At 71.1% G+C, this 17386-nt stretch carries 13 protein-coding genes, 1 pseudogene and 1 riboswitch; of the genes and pseudogenes, 11 read left to right on the top strand and 3 right to left on the bottom strand.

Going from position 1 to position 17386, the window contains the following annotated elements:
• Positions 1–40: 40 nt before the first annotated feature.
• The 4 genes from truA to GFD30_RS05225 all read left to right on the top strand — a co-directional run bounded on the left by truA (position 41) and on the right by GFD30_RS05225 (position 5037).
• Positions 41–862 (top strand): tRNA pseudouridine(38-40) synthase TruA, encoded by an 822-nt coding sequence (gene truA / locus GFD30_RS05240; RefSeq protein ID WP_322632968.1) that lies wholly within the window; start codon positions 41–43, stop codon positions 860–862.
• 342 nt (positions 863–1204) lie between these two features.
• The gene (locus GFD30_RS05235; RefSeq protein WP_153024151.1) at positions 1205–2254 is read left to right on the top strand and encodes a glycerophosphodiester phosphodiesterase family protein; all 1050 of its coding nucleotides are present in this window, start codon (positions 1205–1207) and stop codon (positions 2252–2254) included.
• 222 nt (positions 2255–2476) lie between these two features.
• Positions 2477–3976 carry a cytochrome ubiquinol oxidase subunit I gene (locus GFD30_RS05230; protein WP_153024150.1) on the top strand — a complete coding sequence of 500 codons (1500 nt, stop codon included), beginning with the start codon at positions 2477–2479 and terminating at the stop codon, positions 3974–3976.
• Complete coding sequence (locus tag GFD30_RS05225) at positions 3976–5037, top strand: cytochrome d ubiquinol oxidase subunit II (RefSeq protein WP_153024279.1); 1062 nt, start codon at positions 3976–3978, stop codon at positions 5035–5037. Before GFD30_RS05230 ends, GFD30_RS05225 begins: the two co-directional genes overlap by 1 nt.
• Positions 5038–5136: 99 nt before the next feature.
• On the opposite strand, the gene GFD30_RS26175 is transcribed toward GFD30_RS05225, so the two are convergent.
• Together GFD30_RS26175 and GFD30_RS05215 are read right to left on the bottom strand one after the other, a co-directional pair.
• The gene (locus GFD30_RS26175; protein WP_194201855.1) at positions 5137–6168 is read right to left on the bottom strand and encodes a proprotein convertase P-domain-containing protein; all 1032 of its coding nucleotides are present in this window, start codon (positions 6166–6168) and stop codon (positions 5137–5139) included.
• 535 nt (positions 6169–6703) lie between these two features.
• Positions 6704–7660 carry a hypothetical protein gene (locus tag GFD30_RS05215; protein ID WP_153024149.1) on the bottom strand — a complete coding sequence of 319 codons (957 nt, stop codon included), beginning with the start codon at positions 7658–7660 and terminating at the stop codon, positions 6704–6706.
• A 379-nt stretch (positions 7661–8039) separates the two neighbouring features.
• Here GFD30_RS05215 and GFD30_RS05210 point away from each other — a divergent pair, with 379 nt between their 5' ends.
• The gene (locus tag GFD30_RS05210) at positions 8040–8654 is read left to right on the top strand and encodes a class I SAM-dependent methyltransferase (RefSeq protein WP_153024148.1); all 615 of its coding nucleotides are present in this window, start codon (positions 8040–8042) and stop codon (positions 8652–8654) included.
• A gap of 95 nt (positions 8655–8749) precedes the next feature.
• Here the strand turns inward: GFD30_RS05210 and GFD30_RS05205 are convergent, their stop codons facing one another.
• Positions 8750–10843, bottom strand: coding sequence for an RICIN domain-containing protein (locus tag GFD30_RS05205; RefSeq protein ID WP_153024147.1), 2094 nt, complete (start codon positions 10841–10843; stop codon positions 8750–8752).
• Positions 10844–11080: 237 nt separating this feature from the next.
• A riboswitch (TPP riboswitch) is annotated at positions 11081–11189 on the top strand.
• Between GFD30_RS05205 and thiE the strand changes: the two are divergent.
• The 6 genes and pseudogenes from thiE to thiC all read left to right on the top strand — a co-directional run.
• Positions 11183–11869, top strand: a pseudogene (gene thiE, locus GFD30_RS05200) (thiamine phosphate synthase); the annotation flags it as partial. Its footprint overlaps the riboswitch before it by 7 nt.
• A gap of 356 nt (positions 11870–12225) precedes the next feature.
• Positions 12226–13488, top strand: coding sequence for a glycine oxidase ThiO (thiO, locus tag GFD30_RS05195; RefSeq protein ID WP_153024145.1), 1263 nt, complete (start codon positions 12226–12228; stop codon positions 13486–13488).
• Positions 13485–13676 (top strand): sulfur carrier protein ThiS, encoded by a 192-nt coding sequence (gene thiS / locus GFD30_RS05190; RefSeq protein ID WP_322632966.1) that lies wholly within the window; start codon positions 13485–13487, stop codon positions 13674–13676. Before thiO ends, thiS begins: the two co-directional genes overlap by 4 nt.
• Before the next feature lie 2 nt (positions 13677–13678).
• On the top strand, positions 13679–14473 hold the full coding sequence (locus GFD30_RS05185; RefSeq protein ID WP_153024144.1) for a thiazole synthase: 795 nt from the start codon (positions 13679–13681) through the stop codon (positions 14471–14473).
• Entirely contained in the window at positions 14470–15297 is an 828-nt protein-coding gene (thiD, locus tag GFD30_RS05180) for a bifunctional hydroxymethylpyrimidine kinase/phosphomethylpyrimidine kinase (protein WP_322632965.1), read from the top strand. Before GFD30_RS05185 ends, thiD begins: the two co-directional genes overlap by 4 nt.
• 348 nt (positions 15298–15645) lie before the next feature.
• Positions 15646–17235 carry a phosphomethylpyrimidine synthase ThiC gene (gene thiC, locus GFD30_RS05175; RefSeq protein ID WP_153024143.1) on the top strand — a complete coding sequence of 530 codons (1590 nt, stop codon included), beginning with the start codon at positions 15646–15648 and terminating at the stop codon, positions 17233–17235.
• Positions 17236–17386: the final 151 nt, after the last annotated feature.

The following is a 17386-nucleotide window of genomic DNA, read 5'->3' as shown; positions in this document are numbered from 1 at the left end:
TGCTCTGCGCGCGGTTTCGTTTTCTCGAGGAGGGATCGGCGTGGAGGACACGACGCGGCTGCGGCTCGGCATCGCCTACGACGGGGCCGAGTTCTCGGGCTGGGCGCTGCAGCCGGGGCGCAGGACGGTCGCCGCCGAGGTCATCCGGGCCCTCGAGCTCCTGTTCGGCGAGATCGGCGACTTCACGGTCGCGGGCCGCACCGACGCGGGCGTGCACGCGACCGGGCAGGTCGCGCATGTCGACGTCCCCTCCGGGAAGTGGGAGGAGCTTCGCGAGCGGCTGCTGTGGCGGCTGCGCGGGATCCTGCCGCCGGACGTGCGGGTCGTGTCCGCGGAAGCGGTCGACGCGTCGTTCAACGCCCGGTTCGCGGCCCAGTGGCGCCGCTACCGCTACCGCGTCGCCGACGCGACCTGGGGCGTGAACCCGCTGCGGCGACTCGACACGCTCGCCTGGCCGCGTCCGCTGGATGTCGAGCGGATGCACGCCGCGTGCCGGCGGCTGCTCGGCGAGCACGACTTCGTGGGCTTCTGCAAGCAGCGCGAAGGCGCGACGACGATCCGCGAACTGCTGCAGTACGACTGGGCGCGGGACGAGGACGGGACCGCGGTCGCCACGGTGCGCGCGGACGCGTTCTGCCACTCGATGGTCCGCAGCCTCGTCGGCGCCGCCTTGGCGGTCGGCGACGGGCGGCGGGACGAGGAGTGGCTCGCGTCGATCCTCACCATCGGCGAACGTGCCAACGACGTGCACGTGGTGGGGCCGCACGGACTGACGCTGGTCGAGGTCGCGTACTCCGCCGACCCGGCCGACTGGCGGGCGCGGGTGGACCTGACGCGCCGGGTGCGAACGCTCGAGCGGTAGGGTCCCGAAGCCTGCCCGCCTGCCCGCCTGCCCGCCTGCCCGCCTGCCCGCCTGCCCGCAGTTGCCGCGGGGTTCGCGGGTCGATGTGCGCACGCACTGAGGGCTTAAGGTTGTAGACCGTCCCTAGCCCCCACCCACCCAGAGGGGACCGTAGCGGCGATCCTTGCGCGCGGGTCCGACAAGAATCGGCCCAGCGGAGCCCGCGAGCCGAAATGTCACCCGGACGAGTGCCGAAGTCGGTTCCGAACGGGAGCGTTGCGGCTTCGATGCACCCGGACAAATGTCACCCCGAAGAGGGCGGCAATTCATCCCCGAGTCAGCCTTGGGTCCGAAGCTGAGGCCATGAGACGCTTCCTCACCGCCGGCGCGGTCGCGGCCGTCACCGCCTCCGCGCTGTTCATCGCCCTGCCCTCGCCCGCCGAAGCGCACCCCGAGCGCGACTTCGACCTCCAGGCCCACCGCGGCGGGCTCGGGCTGGTCGTCGAGAACACGCTGCCCGCCTTCGCGAACGCGCTCGAGCTCGGGGTGAGCACTCTCGAACTCGACGTCCAGATCACCGAGGACGGCCACGCCGTCGTCACCCACGACCGCCGCGTCGCCGCCGCCAAGTGCCTCGACACCGCCCCCGCGTTCGAAGGCGACCCCGAGTACCCGTACGTGGGCGAGTACATCACCCACCTCACCCTCGAGCAGGTCCGCACGCTCGACTGCGGCACCCTCACGCAGCCGAACTTCCCCGGCCAGGAGGCGCACCCGGGCGAGCCGATGCCGCTGCTGTCCGAGGTGTTCGACCTCGTCAGGGACTACCGCGCCCACGGCGTGAAGCTCAACATCGAGACCAAGGTCGAAGCCGGTGCGCCGCACGAGACCGCGCCGCGCGAGGCGTTCGTGGAGGCCGTCGTCGACGACATCCGCGACGCCCGCATCGGCCGCCAGGTCACCGTCCAGAGCTTCGACTGGGGCGCGCTCATGCTCATGGGCGAGACCGCGCCCGAGCTCCCGCTCGTCGCGCTCACCAACATCTCGTTCCTCCAGACCGGGCAGCCCGGCGCCTCGCCGTGGCTGGGCGGCATCGACATCGACGACTTCGGCGGCGACCCGATCGCCGCGATCGACTCGTTCGGCGCCGACGCGTTCTCGCCGGTCCACGGCTCCCCGCAGAACGGGACCGTGAACGACCCCGGCTACGTCCCGTACGTCACTGCGGCGATGGTCGACCACGCCCACGATTACGGCATCGAAGTGGTCCCGTGGACCGTCGACGACGAGGCCACCATGCGCAAGCTCATCGACGACGGCGTCGACGGCATCATCACCGACTACCCGGACGTGCTCCGGGACGTCATGAAGGACTACGGTCTCAAACTCCCCAAGCAGTACCGGTCCTGCTGACGCGAGCCCTCGGTCCGGCCCGGCGGCGACCCCGCCGGGCCGGACTTTCTCGGATTTGAGCGCCGGCCGGTCGGACCCCCTCGCCGGGCGGCGAAACCGCCGCGTTTCCTGCGATTCCGCAGGCCCAAGCGTTTTTGAACACGTTCGGAACGAGTACTCAGCGGCTTGTGAATGCTTTCACAAGAGCGTGGATTCGGTCATCCGAGCGAATAGCGTCAAGGCATGGACGCAACCCAGCTCCTCGCCCAAGCCTCCGATGTGGTCGCCGCAGCCGACCCCGCGGGGCTCATGCCCGCCCGGCAGCAGATGGCCCTGTCGCTCGGGTGGCACATCATCCTCGCCTGCTTCGGCGTGGCGTTCCCCGCGATCATCTTCGTGATGCACCTGCGCGGCATCCGCAAGAACGACCCCGTCGCGCTCGGCCTCGCCAAGCGGTGGGGCAAGGTCTCCGCCGTGCTCTTCGCCATCGGCGCCGTCTCCGGCACCGTCCTCAGCTTCGAGATGGGCCTCCTGTGGCCCGGCCTCATGGGCACGTTCGGCGACGTCCTCGGACTCCCCTTCGCCTTCGAAGGGCTCGCGTTCTTCCTCGAAGCGATCTTCCTCGGCATCTACCTCTACGGCTGGGGCCGCATGCCCCAGAAGCTCCACCTGCTCATGGTGCTGCCCATGGCGATCACCGGCGTCGTCGGCACCTACTGCGTGCTCGCCGTCAACGCCTGGATGAACGCGCCGACCGGCTTCGACATCGTCGGCGGCGAAGTCGTGAACGTCGAACCGTGGGCGGTCCTGTTCAACCAGCACGCGTTCCTCGCCTTCGCGCACATGTGGCTCGCCGCGTACATGGTCGCGGGCTTCTCGATCGCCGCGGTCTACGCCGTGGGCATGCTCAAGGGCCGCCGCGACCGGCACCACCGGCTCGGGTTCATGGTTCCGTTCGCGTTCGCCACCGTCGCGGCCCTCGCCCAGCCCTTCGCCGGGCACTTCCTCGGGCACGACCTGGCCGAACGGCAGCCCGCGAAGCTCGCCGCGTTCGAGTTCGCCGACGAGACCGCCGACGGCGCCACCCCGCTGACCATCGGCGGCATCTACGTCGACGGCGAGGTCAAGTGGGCCATCGAGATCCCGTACCTCAGCTCGGTCGCGTCGCTGAACTCGTTCACCGAACCCGTACCCGGCCTCGACCAGTTCCCGGAGGAGGACGAACCGCCGGTGAACTTCGCGCACTACTCGTTCCAGACGATGGTCGGCATCGGCCTGCTGCTCCTGGCGACCGTGCTCCTCTACTGGTCCCTGCGATGGCGCCGAAAGCAGGACCTGCTCGACAACAAGTGGTTCCTGCGGCTCATGGCCGTCTCCGGCATCCTCGCGGTCGTCGCGATGGAGGCCGGCTGGATCGCCACCGAGGTCGGCCGCCAGCCGTGGATCGTCTACGGCGTCATGCGGACCACCGAAGCGGCCGGAGACCACTCCGGCGAGCTGTGGGCGATCTACGGCGGATCGGTCGTCCTCTACGGCGGCATGACCCTCGGCGCGATCGTCGTGCTCAGGTCGATGGCCCGCCGCTGGCGCAAGGGTGCGAACGACCTCCCGAGCCCGTACGGGCCGCAGTCGCCGCTCGCGGCCGCCGACGGACCGGCCGCGGTCCGCGACTGCGCCGACGAACGCGATCTCTCCGGAACCGGCACCGGCACCGGCACCGACGACACGGAGGCCGGGCGATGATGACGCTCGAATTCGCCGTCGCCGCCGCGCTGTTCGCCGGGGTCCTGTGCTACGCCGTGCTCGGCGGCGCCGACTTCGGCTCCGGATTCCACGACCTCACCGCCGGCGACAGCCGCCGCGGCGCCGAAGTCCGCACCCTCATCGACCAGAGCATCGGCCCGGTGTGGGAGGCCAACCACGTGTGGCTCATCTACGTGCTGGTGACCTGGTGGACCGCGTTCCCGGAGTCCTTCGCCGCCACGATGACCACCCTGTACGTGCCGTTCACGCTCGCCCTCGTCGGCATCGTGCTCCGCGGCGCGAGCTTCGCGTTCCGCAAGTACAGCGAGACGCTCTGGCAGGCGCGGCTGTTCGGGATCGTGTTCGCGACCTCCTCCGTGCTGGCCCCGTTCTTCCTCGGCACCATCGCCGGCGCGCTCGCGTCAGGACGCGTTCCCGAAGGCGGGTACGGGGACGCGTGGACCTCCTGGATCGCGCCCACGCCCCTGTTCACCGGCGCGATCTCGGTCGGGACCTGCGCGTTCCTGGCCGGGACGTTCCTGACGGCCGACGCGGCCCGCCGCGGCCGGGAGGCGCTGGCGGAGCGGTTGCGGCGGCGCTCCCTCGTGGTCGGTGCGGCGACGGGCGTCATCGTCTTCGCGGCGCTCATCCCGGTCGAGCGCGACGCGCCGACGCTGTGGGAGGGCTTGATCGGCCGTGCCGCGCCGGTCGTGGTGCTGTCGGCGCTCGGCGGGATCGCGACGCTGGTCCTGCTGTGGCGCAAGCGTTTCGGTCCGGCGCGCGGAACCGCGGTGGTCGCGGTGGCGGCCGTCATGGCGGGCTGGGGGATCGGCCAGTACCCGTGGGTCCTGGTCGACCAGGTGACGATCGCCGAGGCGGCCGGTGCGACGGCGACCCTGCAGGGGCTGCTGGTGGCCGTCGGGATCGCGGCAGTGGTCGTCGGTCCGGCCCTGGGCTACCTGTTCTACCTGACGCAGACGCCGCAATGGAGCGACCAGGGGTACGGCGTCGAACCCGAGGGCCCCAAGCGGGTCCACTGGAGCGCGCGCCTCGACGATTGACCATAGAGGACATACTTGATCCTGCGGTGGATACAGTGGAGGGCCGGGCGCCGAGCGCCCGGCCCTCTGCGCGAGTCCTGGGGGACTGCGGGCGGAGGTCTAGATCGTCAGCGACCAGCTGTTCAGGGTGCCGCTGGAGCCGCCCGAGTAGGTGTCGGTGACACGCAGGGTCCAAGTGCCGGAGCGGGATTCGCTCGACAGGTTGGCGCTGTACGTGGTGTTGACGTTCGGCGTGGTCGAGCCGCTCGACGACTTGAGCGTGTAGCTCGAGCCGTCCGGAGCGATGAGCGCGATCGCGATGTCGCCGCTGTACTGGTGGGTGACGCTCACCGTGATCCGGCCGCTGGAGGATGCGGTCCCGGTGCAGGACAGGGTGATCGTCGAGTTCAGCGGCGGGCCCTCGGGGATCGCGGCGGCGGTGGTCTTCGATCCGGTGCAGCCGGTCGGGTCGCCGCCGGTCGAGCCGCAGTAGTTCGTCAGGTGCGACTGGATCGCGGACTTCTCGGCCGAGTCGACGGTGAGGTCGTACAGGTACTTGACGTGCGTCCACGCTTTGACGTAGTCGCAGCGCAGCCCGGTGGTGTTGACGGGCATCCACTCGGCGGGGTCGTAGTCGCTCTTGGCGGAGTTCGCGGAGGTGGTGGCGATCCAGAGCTGGGGCGAGTTGATGTCGTTGGCGAACGCCTGGCGCTCGGCGGTGGTCCAGGCCCAGGCGCCGGAGGCCCACGCTTCGGAGAGGGCCACGACGTGGTCGATGGTGGCGTTGGAGACGGTGGTCGTCCAGGTGTTGTCGAAGTCGGACTGCCAGCGGCCGGAGGTCGGTTGGCAGCCGTCGCCGGTGACGACGTTCTGGCCGTCGCGCTTGAGGACGTACTGGCGGGCGGTGCAGCTTCCGGTACCGCTCACGGACTTCCAGTGCGGGAACAGGGAGCGGTCGTAGCTCGAGCCGTGGGATTCGGCGGCGACCGTGAGGGCGTTCAGCTCGGCCTGCGCGGTCGCGGTCGAGGGGATGCCGGGCGGGCGGACCGCTTCGGCCGGTGCGGCGTCGAGGGCGAGGACGCCGAGCAGCGCGAGCGCGAGCGCGGCGAATGCGGCCAGCGCGCGGCGGGGGAGGAGGGACCAGGAAGGCATGTGCAGCTCCTGTGCGTGATGGGGAACCGGCGGATCCGGTTGCGGGGGAGCGGCTGACGGGGGATCGGGCATCGGCCTCCCTCGATGGAAACATGGGATCATCGGTTAAGGCAAGCCTTTCGGGCGAATGTTCACGAGCCGGACACGGCGCGGTCCCCGGCCGGCGGACGCGACGGCGCCGACGGGCCACGGGGTTCGGCGCTGCCTGGGCCATCGCCCATGGGGCGCGGCGCCGCCCCGGCGCACAACGCTGCCCGTGGCCGATGTCGGACGGTGCTGTCCCGGCCTACGGCCGGACGAGGAGACCTGACGGCGCACGGTCGGCGCGGTGGTCGGCAGCGCCGGCCGACGTCATCGGCCGGCTTCGCCGCGGTCGTCCACTTTCGGGTGACACCGGCGGCGCCGGGCCCGGTTCTTGTCGGACCCGGCGGCAAGGATGGGGTCTACGGTCCCCTCAGGGTGGGTGGGGGCTAGGGATGGTCTACGGCCTTAAGCCCTTAGCGCGCCTCGGCCATCAGACCACCGTCAGTCCCGGTCATTGCACCTCGCGGCGCGGGTTGAGCTGGTCCACGAACCAGATGTCGAGGATGTCCCCGACGATGGTCCGCACGGCGTCGTTCGCCTCCAGCAGCGGTTCGCCGTCGGTGTAGCCGATGACCACGTACATGAGGTAGTGCCCGTAGGTGTTGTAGCCCAGTTGGGTGTCGGCGCGCCCGAGCTCCTCGGCGCCGCCGTCGGCGCGCAGGACGGCGAAGCCGCCGTCGAGGCCCGCGGCGATGGCCGCGCGGAGCTCCTCCGCCTCGGCGGCGGTCGACAGGTTGAGTACTCCCGCGGTGGCGGCGTACTCGCCGTCGGGGTTGACGATCGTGGCGCGTACGGCCTGGGTGCAGTCGGTCTCCGCGAGCAGAGTCGCGAGTTCTTCGAGGCCGGCCTCGGCGCAGTCGGCGAGTTCCTCGGTCTCCAGGACCTCGTACGGACCGGCGGCGCCGGCGGGCGTGATCGTTTCGGCGCCGAACAGCTCCGCGACGGTGATCGGTGCGGCGTCGGTCTCGCGGCTCGCGATCGGGTCGACGACCTCGGGCGCGCCCGACGACTCGTCCCCTGCGGACTCCTGGTCGGCGGCCGTGCTCGGCGCGGCCGGGTCCCGCTCGCCTTCGCGGAGGACGATGAACGCGCCCGCGGAGCAGGCGGCCGCGACCGCGAGGCCGCTGACGATCGCGAGCGCGACGAGCCACCATTTGGTGCGGCGCCGCGCGCGCTGCGCGGCGCGGCGCAGAGGACGGGACGCGTGGATGTGGTCCAGGTGCGCCTCCATCTCCTCTTCGGGAGAGCGCTTGAGTGCGAGCTGCGCGAGCTCCTCCTGGCTGAGCCGGACGGTGGGCGCGTTCATCGGCGTCCGCTCGTCGTACTCAGCCCAGTCGAATCCCGGTTCCTGCTGGTGCCGGTGCCCCGCCTGCTGCGGGACGCCGAACGGGGACGGGCCATGTGCCATGGTGGCAGCTTAAACCCCGAAGCGGGCGAATCGGCGAATCGTTCCCTCGGGAGATGGACAGGTGAGCGTCGTTCATCTCGACGGGTGACCGCTCGGGTCGGCGCCGCGAGCGACATGTGACATGCCCTCGCTGAGCTGGGTGCTGGGTGCTGGGTGCTGGGTGCTGGGTGCTGGGTGCTGGGTGCTGGGAGTCGGGAGCCGGGAGGCGGACCTCGGCCTCGGTGGTGTCGTGGGCGGTCTTGGCACTCGCTCGTCCCCGGAACGTCGTCGCGGCATCGGCTGTGGCGCCATGTGACATGTGATATTCCACCGGGGCGGACCCGGGACGCACGCCTCTCCCGCCCGGTCCCGCCGACCCCGCCCGGCGCGGCAGGCGACAATGGTCGATGTGTCCGAGCAGCCAGAGCACTACTTCAGCGAGCAGCCCGCGGTCGGCGACCGCGAGCGCACCATCGGGTTCGAACTCGACGGCGTCGAGTACGAGCTGACGACCTCGACCGGCGTCTTCTCCGGCAACCGCCTCGACCCCGGCACGAGCGTGCTGCTGCACAAGGTCGTCCTGCCCGACACCGCCGGCGTCTTCCTCGACCTCGGCTGCGGGTACGGCCCGATCACCAAGGTCCTCGCCCAGCGCGACGACGCCGAGATCTGGGCCGTCGACGTCAACCGCCGCGCCCTCGAGCTGACCCGCCGCAACACCGCGAACGTCCCGGGCACGGTCCACGTGGCCGTCCCCGAGGAGGTCCCGGCGGACCTCCGCTTCGACGAGATCTGGTCGAACCCGCCGATCAAGGTCGGCAAGGAGGCCCTCCACGAACTGCTGGACACCTGGCTCCCGCGCCTCAAGGACGGCGGCGTCGCCTGGCTCGTGGTCTCCAAGCACCTCGGCGCCGACTCGCTCGCGCGCTGGCTCGACGAGCGCGGCTGGGCCGTGGACAAGCACGCCAGCGCGAAGGGCTACCGCGTCCTCCGAGTGGAACGCGGCGAGTCCTAGGCCCCGCCCCGCGCATTCCGGCCCGAACGGGCCGGATCCGCAGGGCGGACCCTAGGACTCCGGCGGGGACTCGCGAGCGAGCCGCCGGTGCTCCGCTACTGGATGCCCTCCTTGACGAGCCGCCACTGCTGGCAGGCGGCGCCGTTGGCGGTCCACTGCTGCGCGACCGCGCCGTCCGCAGTGGAGCAGCCGTCGATCTCGAGGAGCTTGCCGCTGTTGGCGTTCCGGAACGTCCACCAGCCGCTGCTCGTGACGGCCGTCCACGACTGCGTCGCGCTCCCTGTCGGTCCCCATTGGACTGCGTCGACGCCGTCGGCGGTCTGCGCGGACGGGATCTCCAGGAGCTTCCCGCTGTTGCGGTTGACGAGCTGGACGGTGCCGCCGCCGCTGACCGTCCACCGCTGGGTCGCGTGGTTCGTGTCGCCCCACTGTCCGGCGGCGGCGCCGTCGGTGGTCAGGGCGCTGAGGATCTCGAGGTACTTGCCGCTGTTGCGGTTCTGCACCTGGAAGACCGGGTCGAGCGCGGTGCTCCGGTACAGGTGGACGACGTCGAGCTCGGCGAAGTTGGTCCCCTTCGTGAACCGGATCGTGTTGGCGCCGGCGTTCAGCGTGACCGACTTCTGCGCCCAGCCGAACCGTCCCCAGTCCACTGTGGCCGGGTAGCTGATCGATGAGGCGCCGCCGCCGTTGACGCTGACGGAGTGGGTCGCGGTCGCGCCGTATCCGTTGTCGTAGCGGACGTTCATCGTGTACGTGCCGGCGGCGGGCACGTTGACGGTGAACTCGACGTAGTCGCCGGTGTCGTTGATGTTGCCGATCTTCGACCCGTTCGACGCCTGCACGTGGGTGACGGTGGAGACGCTGTTCAGGGCGGCGTTCTCCGCCTCGTACTGCTGCGCGTCGAGGGGGATCGAGCCGACGCGGATGTCGTTCAGGTCGGTGGCCGGGTTCTCGACGTTGACGGCCTGGTAGAGCGTGCGGCCGTCGGCGCTGACGTCGATGCCCTGCGCGAAGCCGCTGAAGTTCCCGCCCTGGGTGTCGGTGGCGTCGTAGGCGACCGCCATCGGCAGCCGCTCCCACGGGCCTTCGCCGAGGTTGTAGTTGACGTAGAAGTTCTGGCCGCCGTCGATGGCGCCGTTCGCGTCGAGGGACCACTTCGAGGCGACCACGACCATGCCCTTCGGCCCGCCGGTCGGCACCCACGTCACGTACGGCGAGGAGCCGATGCCGCGGCCGTCGGCCAGTTTGATCGGAGTGCCGATGCTGTTGGCATTGCCCCAGTTCAAGCCGTCGGCGGAGGTCTTGTAGTAGACCGGCGCGGTGTTCTGGGACTGGCTCGGGCGGTTCACGACCTCGAAGGTCGCGAGGTAGCGGCCGTCCGGCAGGGTGGTCACGGTGATCATGCCGGGGCGGTCGCTCTGGTTGGTCGGGGCCGAGACGTTCACGAGGGAGCCCCAGGTCTGGCCGCCGTCGGTGGAGCGGCGGTAGGAGACGGCCTGGAGGACGCCGTTCGCCTTCTGGCGCTCGTCGGAGAAGTACGCGACCAGGCCGCCGTTCGCGTCGATCGCGAGCGAGGGCTCCCACACGGTCGTGGTGGTCGAGGAGGGGCTCGGGTCGTAGACGGCCGGGCCGCCGGAGTCGATGGTGCTCAGGTAGCTCCAGCTCGTGCCCTGGTTCGTGCTCTTGTAGACGACCAGCCGGCTGCTGGAGCGGTTCTCCGGCATGATCATGCCCGCCAGGAGGATCGTGCCCGCCGTGAGGTTGCCGGTGGTCTCGGTGACCTCGTAGAGGAACGGCTGGGCCGTGCGGGTCAGCGCGGGGAACTGGTCGCTGGGGTTGACGTCGGTGACGTGGGTCCAGCTCGCGCCGTCGTTGGTGCTGCGGTAGATCGGGTAGACCTGCTCGCCGTTCTGGAGGACGAGCTTGTCGAAGGTGACGAGCTGGGTGCCGTTGGCGCTGCCGCTGTGCTTGAGCACGATGATCTTGGCGTAGGTGGTCCCGGCCGGGGCGCCGCCTTCGGGGTTGAACGAGCTGCCGGCCGCCGGCGAGTAGACGAGAGCGCCGTTCCCGGTGGTCACCGCCGCGGCCGGGGCGGGAGCCCACCCGACGGACGCGGCAACTGCGGCGATGAGGAGTGCCGCCGCGAGGAGGAGCGCGCCTCCCCGTCTGAGGTCTAGTGCATGTCGCATTGGGAGCTCCCATTCTTTTTACAACGTTGTAATAGTGATGGCGGTCATCGTAATCCCTGTCGACGCCGATGGTCAAGACCCAGGTCACAGAGGTGAAAGGGCTCGAAACGGGCTGCGCGGGGCAATGAAGACAGTCCGATCGGCCGTCCAGCGCGCGGCGGCAGGTTCGGTGTCCGCTTCCTGACACACCGCTTGCGAGTAGTGCTCGCAATGGCGTAGCGTGACGGCCGAACACGAATACACACCCACGGGAGTCCGATGCATCGGGCTGAGAGGGGACTCGGTAGTCCCGACCGTCGAACCTGATCCAGGTCATGCTGGCGCAGGGAGAAGGAGCTTATGCGAGCGATTCGTCTACCCCGGCTGCACGTCATCACCGACACGCGCGCACCGATCGCGCCACAGGCCGCGGGCCCGCACCCGGACGGCCCCCGAACCGGCAGCGAACCCGTTGCCCCGCAAGGCGACCCGCTGAACATCGTCGCGGCCGCGCTGGCCGCCGGCGCCCGTCTCGTCCAGGTCCGGCCCGAGGACCACTACAGCGACCGGGCGGCCTTCGACTTCGCCGCCTCGGTCGCGGCGCTGTGCGAGGCGCACGGCGCGGTGTGCCTTGTCAACGACCGGGTCCACATCGCCCAGGCCGTCGGCGCCGACGGCGTGCACCTCGGGGCCGAGGACCTCCCTGTCGACGCCGCGCGGCGGATCCTTCCCGCCGACGCGATCATCGGCGGCACCTGCCGCGACCCCGAGTCGGCCCGCGCCGCGCGCCGGGCCGGCGCCACGTACCTCGGAGTCGGACCCGTCTGGGGTACCACCACCAAAGCCGGTCTGCCGCAACCGATCGGACTCGACGGCCTCGCCGCGGTCTGCGAAGCCGTGGACCTCCCGGTCATCGCCATCGGCGGCATCACCGCCGAACGCGCCGCACTGTGCCGGGAGGCCGGGGCGCACGGCGTCGCAGTGGTCGGCGCCATCGCGGGCGCGCCCGACCCGGCAGCGGCCACGGCGGACCTGCTCGCGGCGGTCGGCGAGACGCCGGGGGCGCCGGAGACCAGCGCGGCATCGCACGCGGCGCTGCGGGAGACGTCGACTCGTGCTCGACTTGACGTCAATGCTGTCGTGGCGCACGGGCGCGTGTCCGAGCGATCTGCGGATGGCCGACGAGGGGGGCGTGAGGTGCCGGAACCGTCGAAGACGGGTCCGGGTCCCCGGCCGCCCATGGTGGACACCGCAGCCCCCGCGCCTGAACGATCGGCCGACGGCTCGCGAGCGCCGGGCGAACCGTCGAGGGCGGTTCCGGAAGCCGATGTGGCCCCGGGAGATGCCGCCGACACCGCGCCTGGCCGATCGGCCGGCGGCCTGCGAGGGGTGGGCGAGGTCTGATGCGCATCGCCATCGTCGGCGCCGGTTCCATCGGCCTTGCCGTCGCGTGGCGGGCCGCCCAGGCCGGTGCCGAGGTCGTCGTCCACGACCCGGAGCCCGGTTCGGGCGCGTCGCGCGTGGCCGCGGGCATGATCGCGCCCGTCACCGAATCCCACTACGGCGAAGCGGCACTGACGCCGTTCATGGCCGCCTCGGCCGACGCCTGGCCCGACTTCGCCCGCGAACTCGAAGCCGCTTCCGGCGTCCTGGTCGGCTTCCGCGACATGCCGACCATCGTCGTCGGCGTCGAGGACGGCGACCGGGCTGAGGTCGAGCGCCAGACCGAGCTGTACCGCCTCACCGCACGCAACGTCGAAGTCCTCACCGGCCGGGCCGTCCGGACCGCCGAGCCCCTGCTCAACCACCGGGTGCGGGCCGGCGTGCTCGCGACCGAGGACCGCGCGGTCGATCCGCGCGCGGTGCACGCCGCGCTGCTGGTCGCGGCCGAACGCGCCGGCGTCCGCATCGAGGCCGGCGCGGTGCGCGAACCGGGGGAGATCGACGCCGATCAGGTCGTCATCGCGGCGGGCTGCGGCTCGGCGCGGTTCGGGCTGCCGGTGCGGCCGGTGCGCGGCGTCGTCCTCCGACTCCGGGCAGCGGCGGACCAGGCCGTCCCGCGGACCACGGTGCGCGGCTATGTGAAAGGGCACTCGGTCTACATCGTCACGCGTGAGAACGGCGAGGTCGTCGTGGGCGCGACCAGCGACGAACGCGGCTTCGACCGCACGACCGGCACCGCCGGGGCGGTTCACGACCTGCTGCGCCGGTCCATCGAGCTCGTGCCCGAGACCGCCGAGTACCACCTCGACGAGATCAGCGTCGGCTTCCGGCCCGGGACTCCGGACAACCTGCCGCTCATCGGCCGCCTCGACGCGCGCACGATCGCCGCGACCGGCCACTACCGCAACGGCATCGCACTCATCCCCGCCACGGCGACCGCGGTCGCCGAGGTGCTGCGCGGCGGCGACCCGGGACTGATCCGCGCGTTCGACCCGGCGAGGTTCGGCCGGCCCGCGCCCGGCGCGGCCGGCAGGGCGGACGGGCCGGATTCCGGGAAGACCGAGGCACTCGAAGGCAGCATGCAGCGTCTTGACGCGCCGTTCTCAGGCGCCCCCGAATCAAATGTGCACGGCGGGTCCGACAAATCCGGTGCCGGCGATGTGCGGCGACGGAGTGAATCCGATCGCTCGAGTGAGGACGGAAGCGTGGAGGAAGAAACGTGAAGATCGAACTCAATGGCGAAGCACGGGAAGGGATCGCGACCGTCGCCGAAGCGATCGCCGCGGTGACCGAGGCGCGGCGGGGGATCGCCGCGGCCGTCAACGGCGAAGTGGTGCCGCGGTCGGAATGGGACCGGCCGCTCACCGACGGGGACGCCGTCGAAGTCCTGACCGCCACGCAAGGAGGCTGACCATGGAACCGCAGACCTTCGGCCGCACCGACCCGGCACTGACCATCGCGGGCAAGTCCTTCGGGTCCCGGCTCATCCTCGGGACCGGCGGCGCCGCCAATCACGCCCAGCTCGCCGAGGCGATCACCGCCTCAGGAACCGAGCTCGTCACCGTCGCCCTCCGGCGCGTCGACCCGAACGCCTCCGGCTCGGTCCTCGACGTCATCGAGAAATGCGGCGTCGACATCCTCCCCAACACCGCCGGGTGCTTCACCGCCGAACAGGCCGTGCGCACCGCCCGGCTCGCGCGCGAAGCCTTCGCGACCGACTGGATCAAACTCGAGGTCATCGGCGACGAGGACACCCTCCTGCCCGACCCCGTCGAACTCCTCGAAGCCGCCGAGATCCTGGTCCGCGAAGGCTTCACGGTCCTGCCGTACACCAGCGACGACCCGATCCTGGCCCGCCGCCTCGAAGAGACCGGATGCGCCGCCGTCATGCCGCTCGCCGCGCCGATCGGCACCGGACTCGGCGTCCGCAACCCGCACAACCTGGCGCTCATCTGCGAACACGCGAACGTCCCCGTCATCTGCGACGCCGGCATCGGCACCGCCTCCGACGCCGCGCTCGCCATGGAACTCGGCTGCTCGGCGGTGCTCCTCGCCACCGCCGTCACCCGCGCCGCCGACCCCGCGCTCATGGCCGCCGCTATGCGCGACGCCGTCAACGCCGGCCGCGCCGCCCGGCTCGCCGGACGCATCCCCAAGCGGCACTTGGCGAAAGCCTCCTCCACGTTCGAAGGGATGGCCGACCTGTGAACCGTTCCCACCCGCAACCGCCGATCGCGCTGACCATCGCCGGATCCGACTCCGGCGGCGGCGCCGGGATCCAAGCCGACCTGCACACGTTCGCCGCCCACGGCGTCCACGGCACGAGCGTCCTCACCGCGGTCACCGCGCAGAACACCCGCGGCGTCACCGCCGCCGAACCCGTCGCGACCGCACTCGTGCGGGCGCAGCTCGACGCCGTCCTCGGCGACTTCCCCGTCGCCGCCGTCAAGACCGGGATGCTCGGCGGCGCCGAGCTGCTCGCACTCGTAGCCGAATACGGACAGGCCGACCGGCTCCCGAACCTCGTCGTGGACCCCGTCATGGTCACCACCACCGGCGACCCGCTCTACGAGGGCGACCCGGCCGCGTACCTCAGCGGGCTCGGGCCGCTCGCGACCGTCCTGACCCCCAACCTCGTCGAGGCCCGGCAGCTCCTCGGCCGCGAGATCGACACCGTCGACGACATGCGCGAGGCCGCCCGCGCGCTCGCCACCTACGGGCCCAGGGCGGTCCTGGTCAAAGGCGGACACCTCGACCGGGACGGTGACGCGGCCGTCGACGTGCTCTGGTGCGACGGCCAGATGCTCGACCTCGCCGCCCCGCGGGTTCCCACCCGCAACGACCACGGCACCGGCTGCACCCTCGCCTCCGCGATCGCCGCCCGCCTCGCCCTCGGCCACCCGCTCCCGCAGGCCGTCGCCGGCGCGAAGGTCTACGTCACCGAAGCGCTCAAGGCGGCCGCCGACTGGCGCCTCGGCACCGGCCGCGGACCGCTTCACCACCACCACGGCCGCAAGAGCGCCGCCATATGAACCGCGGGCAGCACAGCCACCGCCCGATCCGCGAATCACGGGCCCCCGGCTCAAACCGTGCCCGACGGGTACGACATCGAGTGCCGCGGGGAGCAGCAGACGGCGCCGCGGATTTCCGTGCAGCCCAATCACCGCCGAAATCGCGGATTCCGGGCCCCCGGCTCAAACCCTGCCCGGCGGGTACGACATCGCGCGCTCAGCGGTCCGGTGCCGCGTTGCGGCTTCCGGGCAGCGCAGACACCGCCCGAATGCCGGATTGCGGGCCCCCGGTTCCAACCCTGCGCCGCAGGTACGACAGTTCGCGCCGCCCCTGCGCGATCGATTGATCGAGATCACTGAGGAGACAGCATGAACGGCAGAAGCAAGGTCTACGTCGAAGGATCGCGGCCCGATGTCCGGGTCCCGTTCACCGAGGTCGCATTGAGCGGCGGGGAGCCGGCCGTGCGGCTGTACGACACGTCCGGGCCCGGATCGGAGCCCGAGGTCGGGCTGCCGCGGCTGCGCGCGCACTGGATCGCCGAACGGGAAGGCGTCGCCGACACGATCGAGCACGGCGGCACCGCCCTCCCGTGCCGCACCCAGCTCCACTACGCCAAGCAGGGGATCATCACCCCCGAGATGGAGTTCGTCGCCATCCGCGAAGGGCTCGAAGCCGAGTTCGTGCGCGCCGAGATCGCCGCCGGCCGCGCCATCCTGCCCGCGAACGTCAACCACGCCGAGACCGAGCCGATGATCATCGGCAAGCACTTCCTCACCAAGATCAACGCGAACATCGGCACCTCCGCCGTCTCCGACTCCATCGCCGCCGAGGTCGAGAAGCTCACCTGGGCCGTCCAGTGGGGCGCCGACACCGTCATGGACCTCTCCACCGGCAAGCACATCCACGAGACCCGCGAGCACATCATGCGGAACTCCCCGGTTCCCATCGGCACCGTCCCGCTCTACCAGGCCCTCGAGAAGGTCAACGGCGACCCGGTCAAGCTCGACTGGGACGTCTACCGCGAGACCATCATCGAACAGGCCGAGCAGGGCGTCGACTACATGACCGTCCACGCCGGCGTCCTCCTGCGGTACGTGCCCCTCACCGCCGACCGCGTCACCGGGATCGTCTCCCGCGGCGGCTCGATCATGGCCGCCTGGTGCCTCGCCCACCACGAGGAGAACTTCCTCTACACGCACTTCCGCGAGCTCTGCGAGATCTTCGCCGAGTACGACATCGCGTTCTCCCTCGGCGACGGCCTCCGCCCCGGCTCCATCGCCGACGCCAACGACGAGGCCCAGTTCGCCGAACTGCGCACTCTCGGCGAGCTCACCCACATCGCCTGGGAGTACGACGTCCAGGTCATGGTCGAAGGCCCCGGCCACGTCCCGATGCACAAGATCAAGGAGAACGTCGACCTCCAGCAGGAGATCTGCGGCGAGGCCCCCTTCTACACCCTCGGGCCCCTCACCACCGACATCGCGCCAGCCTACGACCACATCACCTCCGCGATCGGCGCCGCCATGATCGGCTGGTTCGGCACCGCGATGCTCTGCTACGTCACCCCCAAGGAGCACCTCGGCCTCCCCGACCGCGACGACGTCAAAGAAGGGGTCATCGCCTACAAGATCGCCGCCCACGCCGCCGACCTCGCCAAAGGCCACCCGCAGGCCCAGGAGTGGGACGACGCCCTCTCCAAGGCCCGCTTCGAATTCCGCTGGCAGGACCAGTTCAACCTCGCGCTCGACCCCGACCGGGCCCGCGCGTACCACGACGAGACCCTCCCGGCCGAGCCCGCGAAGACCGCGCACTTCTGCTCCATGTGCGGCCCCAAGTTCTGCTCCATGAAGATCAGCCAGGAGCTCAAGGACTACGCCGCGAAGGGCATGTCCCAGAAGAGCGAGGAGTTCGCCGCCTCCGGAGGCAAGGTGTACCTGCCGCTCGCCGAACGGAACTGACCGGCGCGGCGTCGGCGGCGCGTCGTGCGCCGCCGACACCGCTCTCCACGGCGTGGGCTGGCCGAAGCCGGCACCGTCACCGCCGCGGGCATCGGCGCGACCGTCATGGACCGGCCGCTTCGCCGTCGCCGCCCTCACCGGCCAGGGGTGA

Origin of the sequence: Glycomyces albidus (genome assembly GCF_009451885.1) — a bacterium.
GTDB lineage: Bacteria > Actinomycetota > Actinomycetes > Mycobacteriales > Micromonosporaceae > Glycomyces > Glycomyces albidus.
This window is presented reverse-complemented; position numbering and strand designations above follow the sequence as displayed.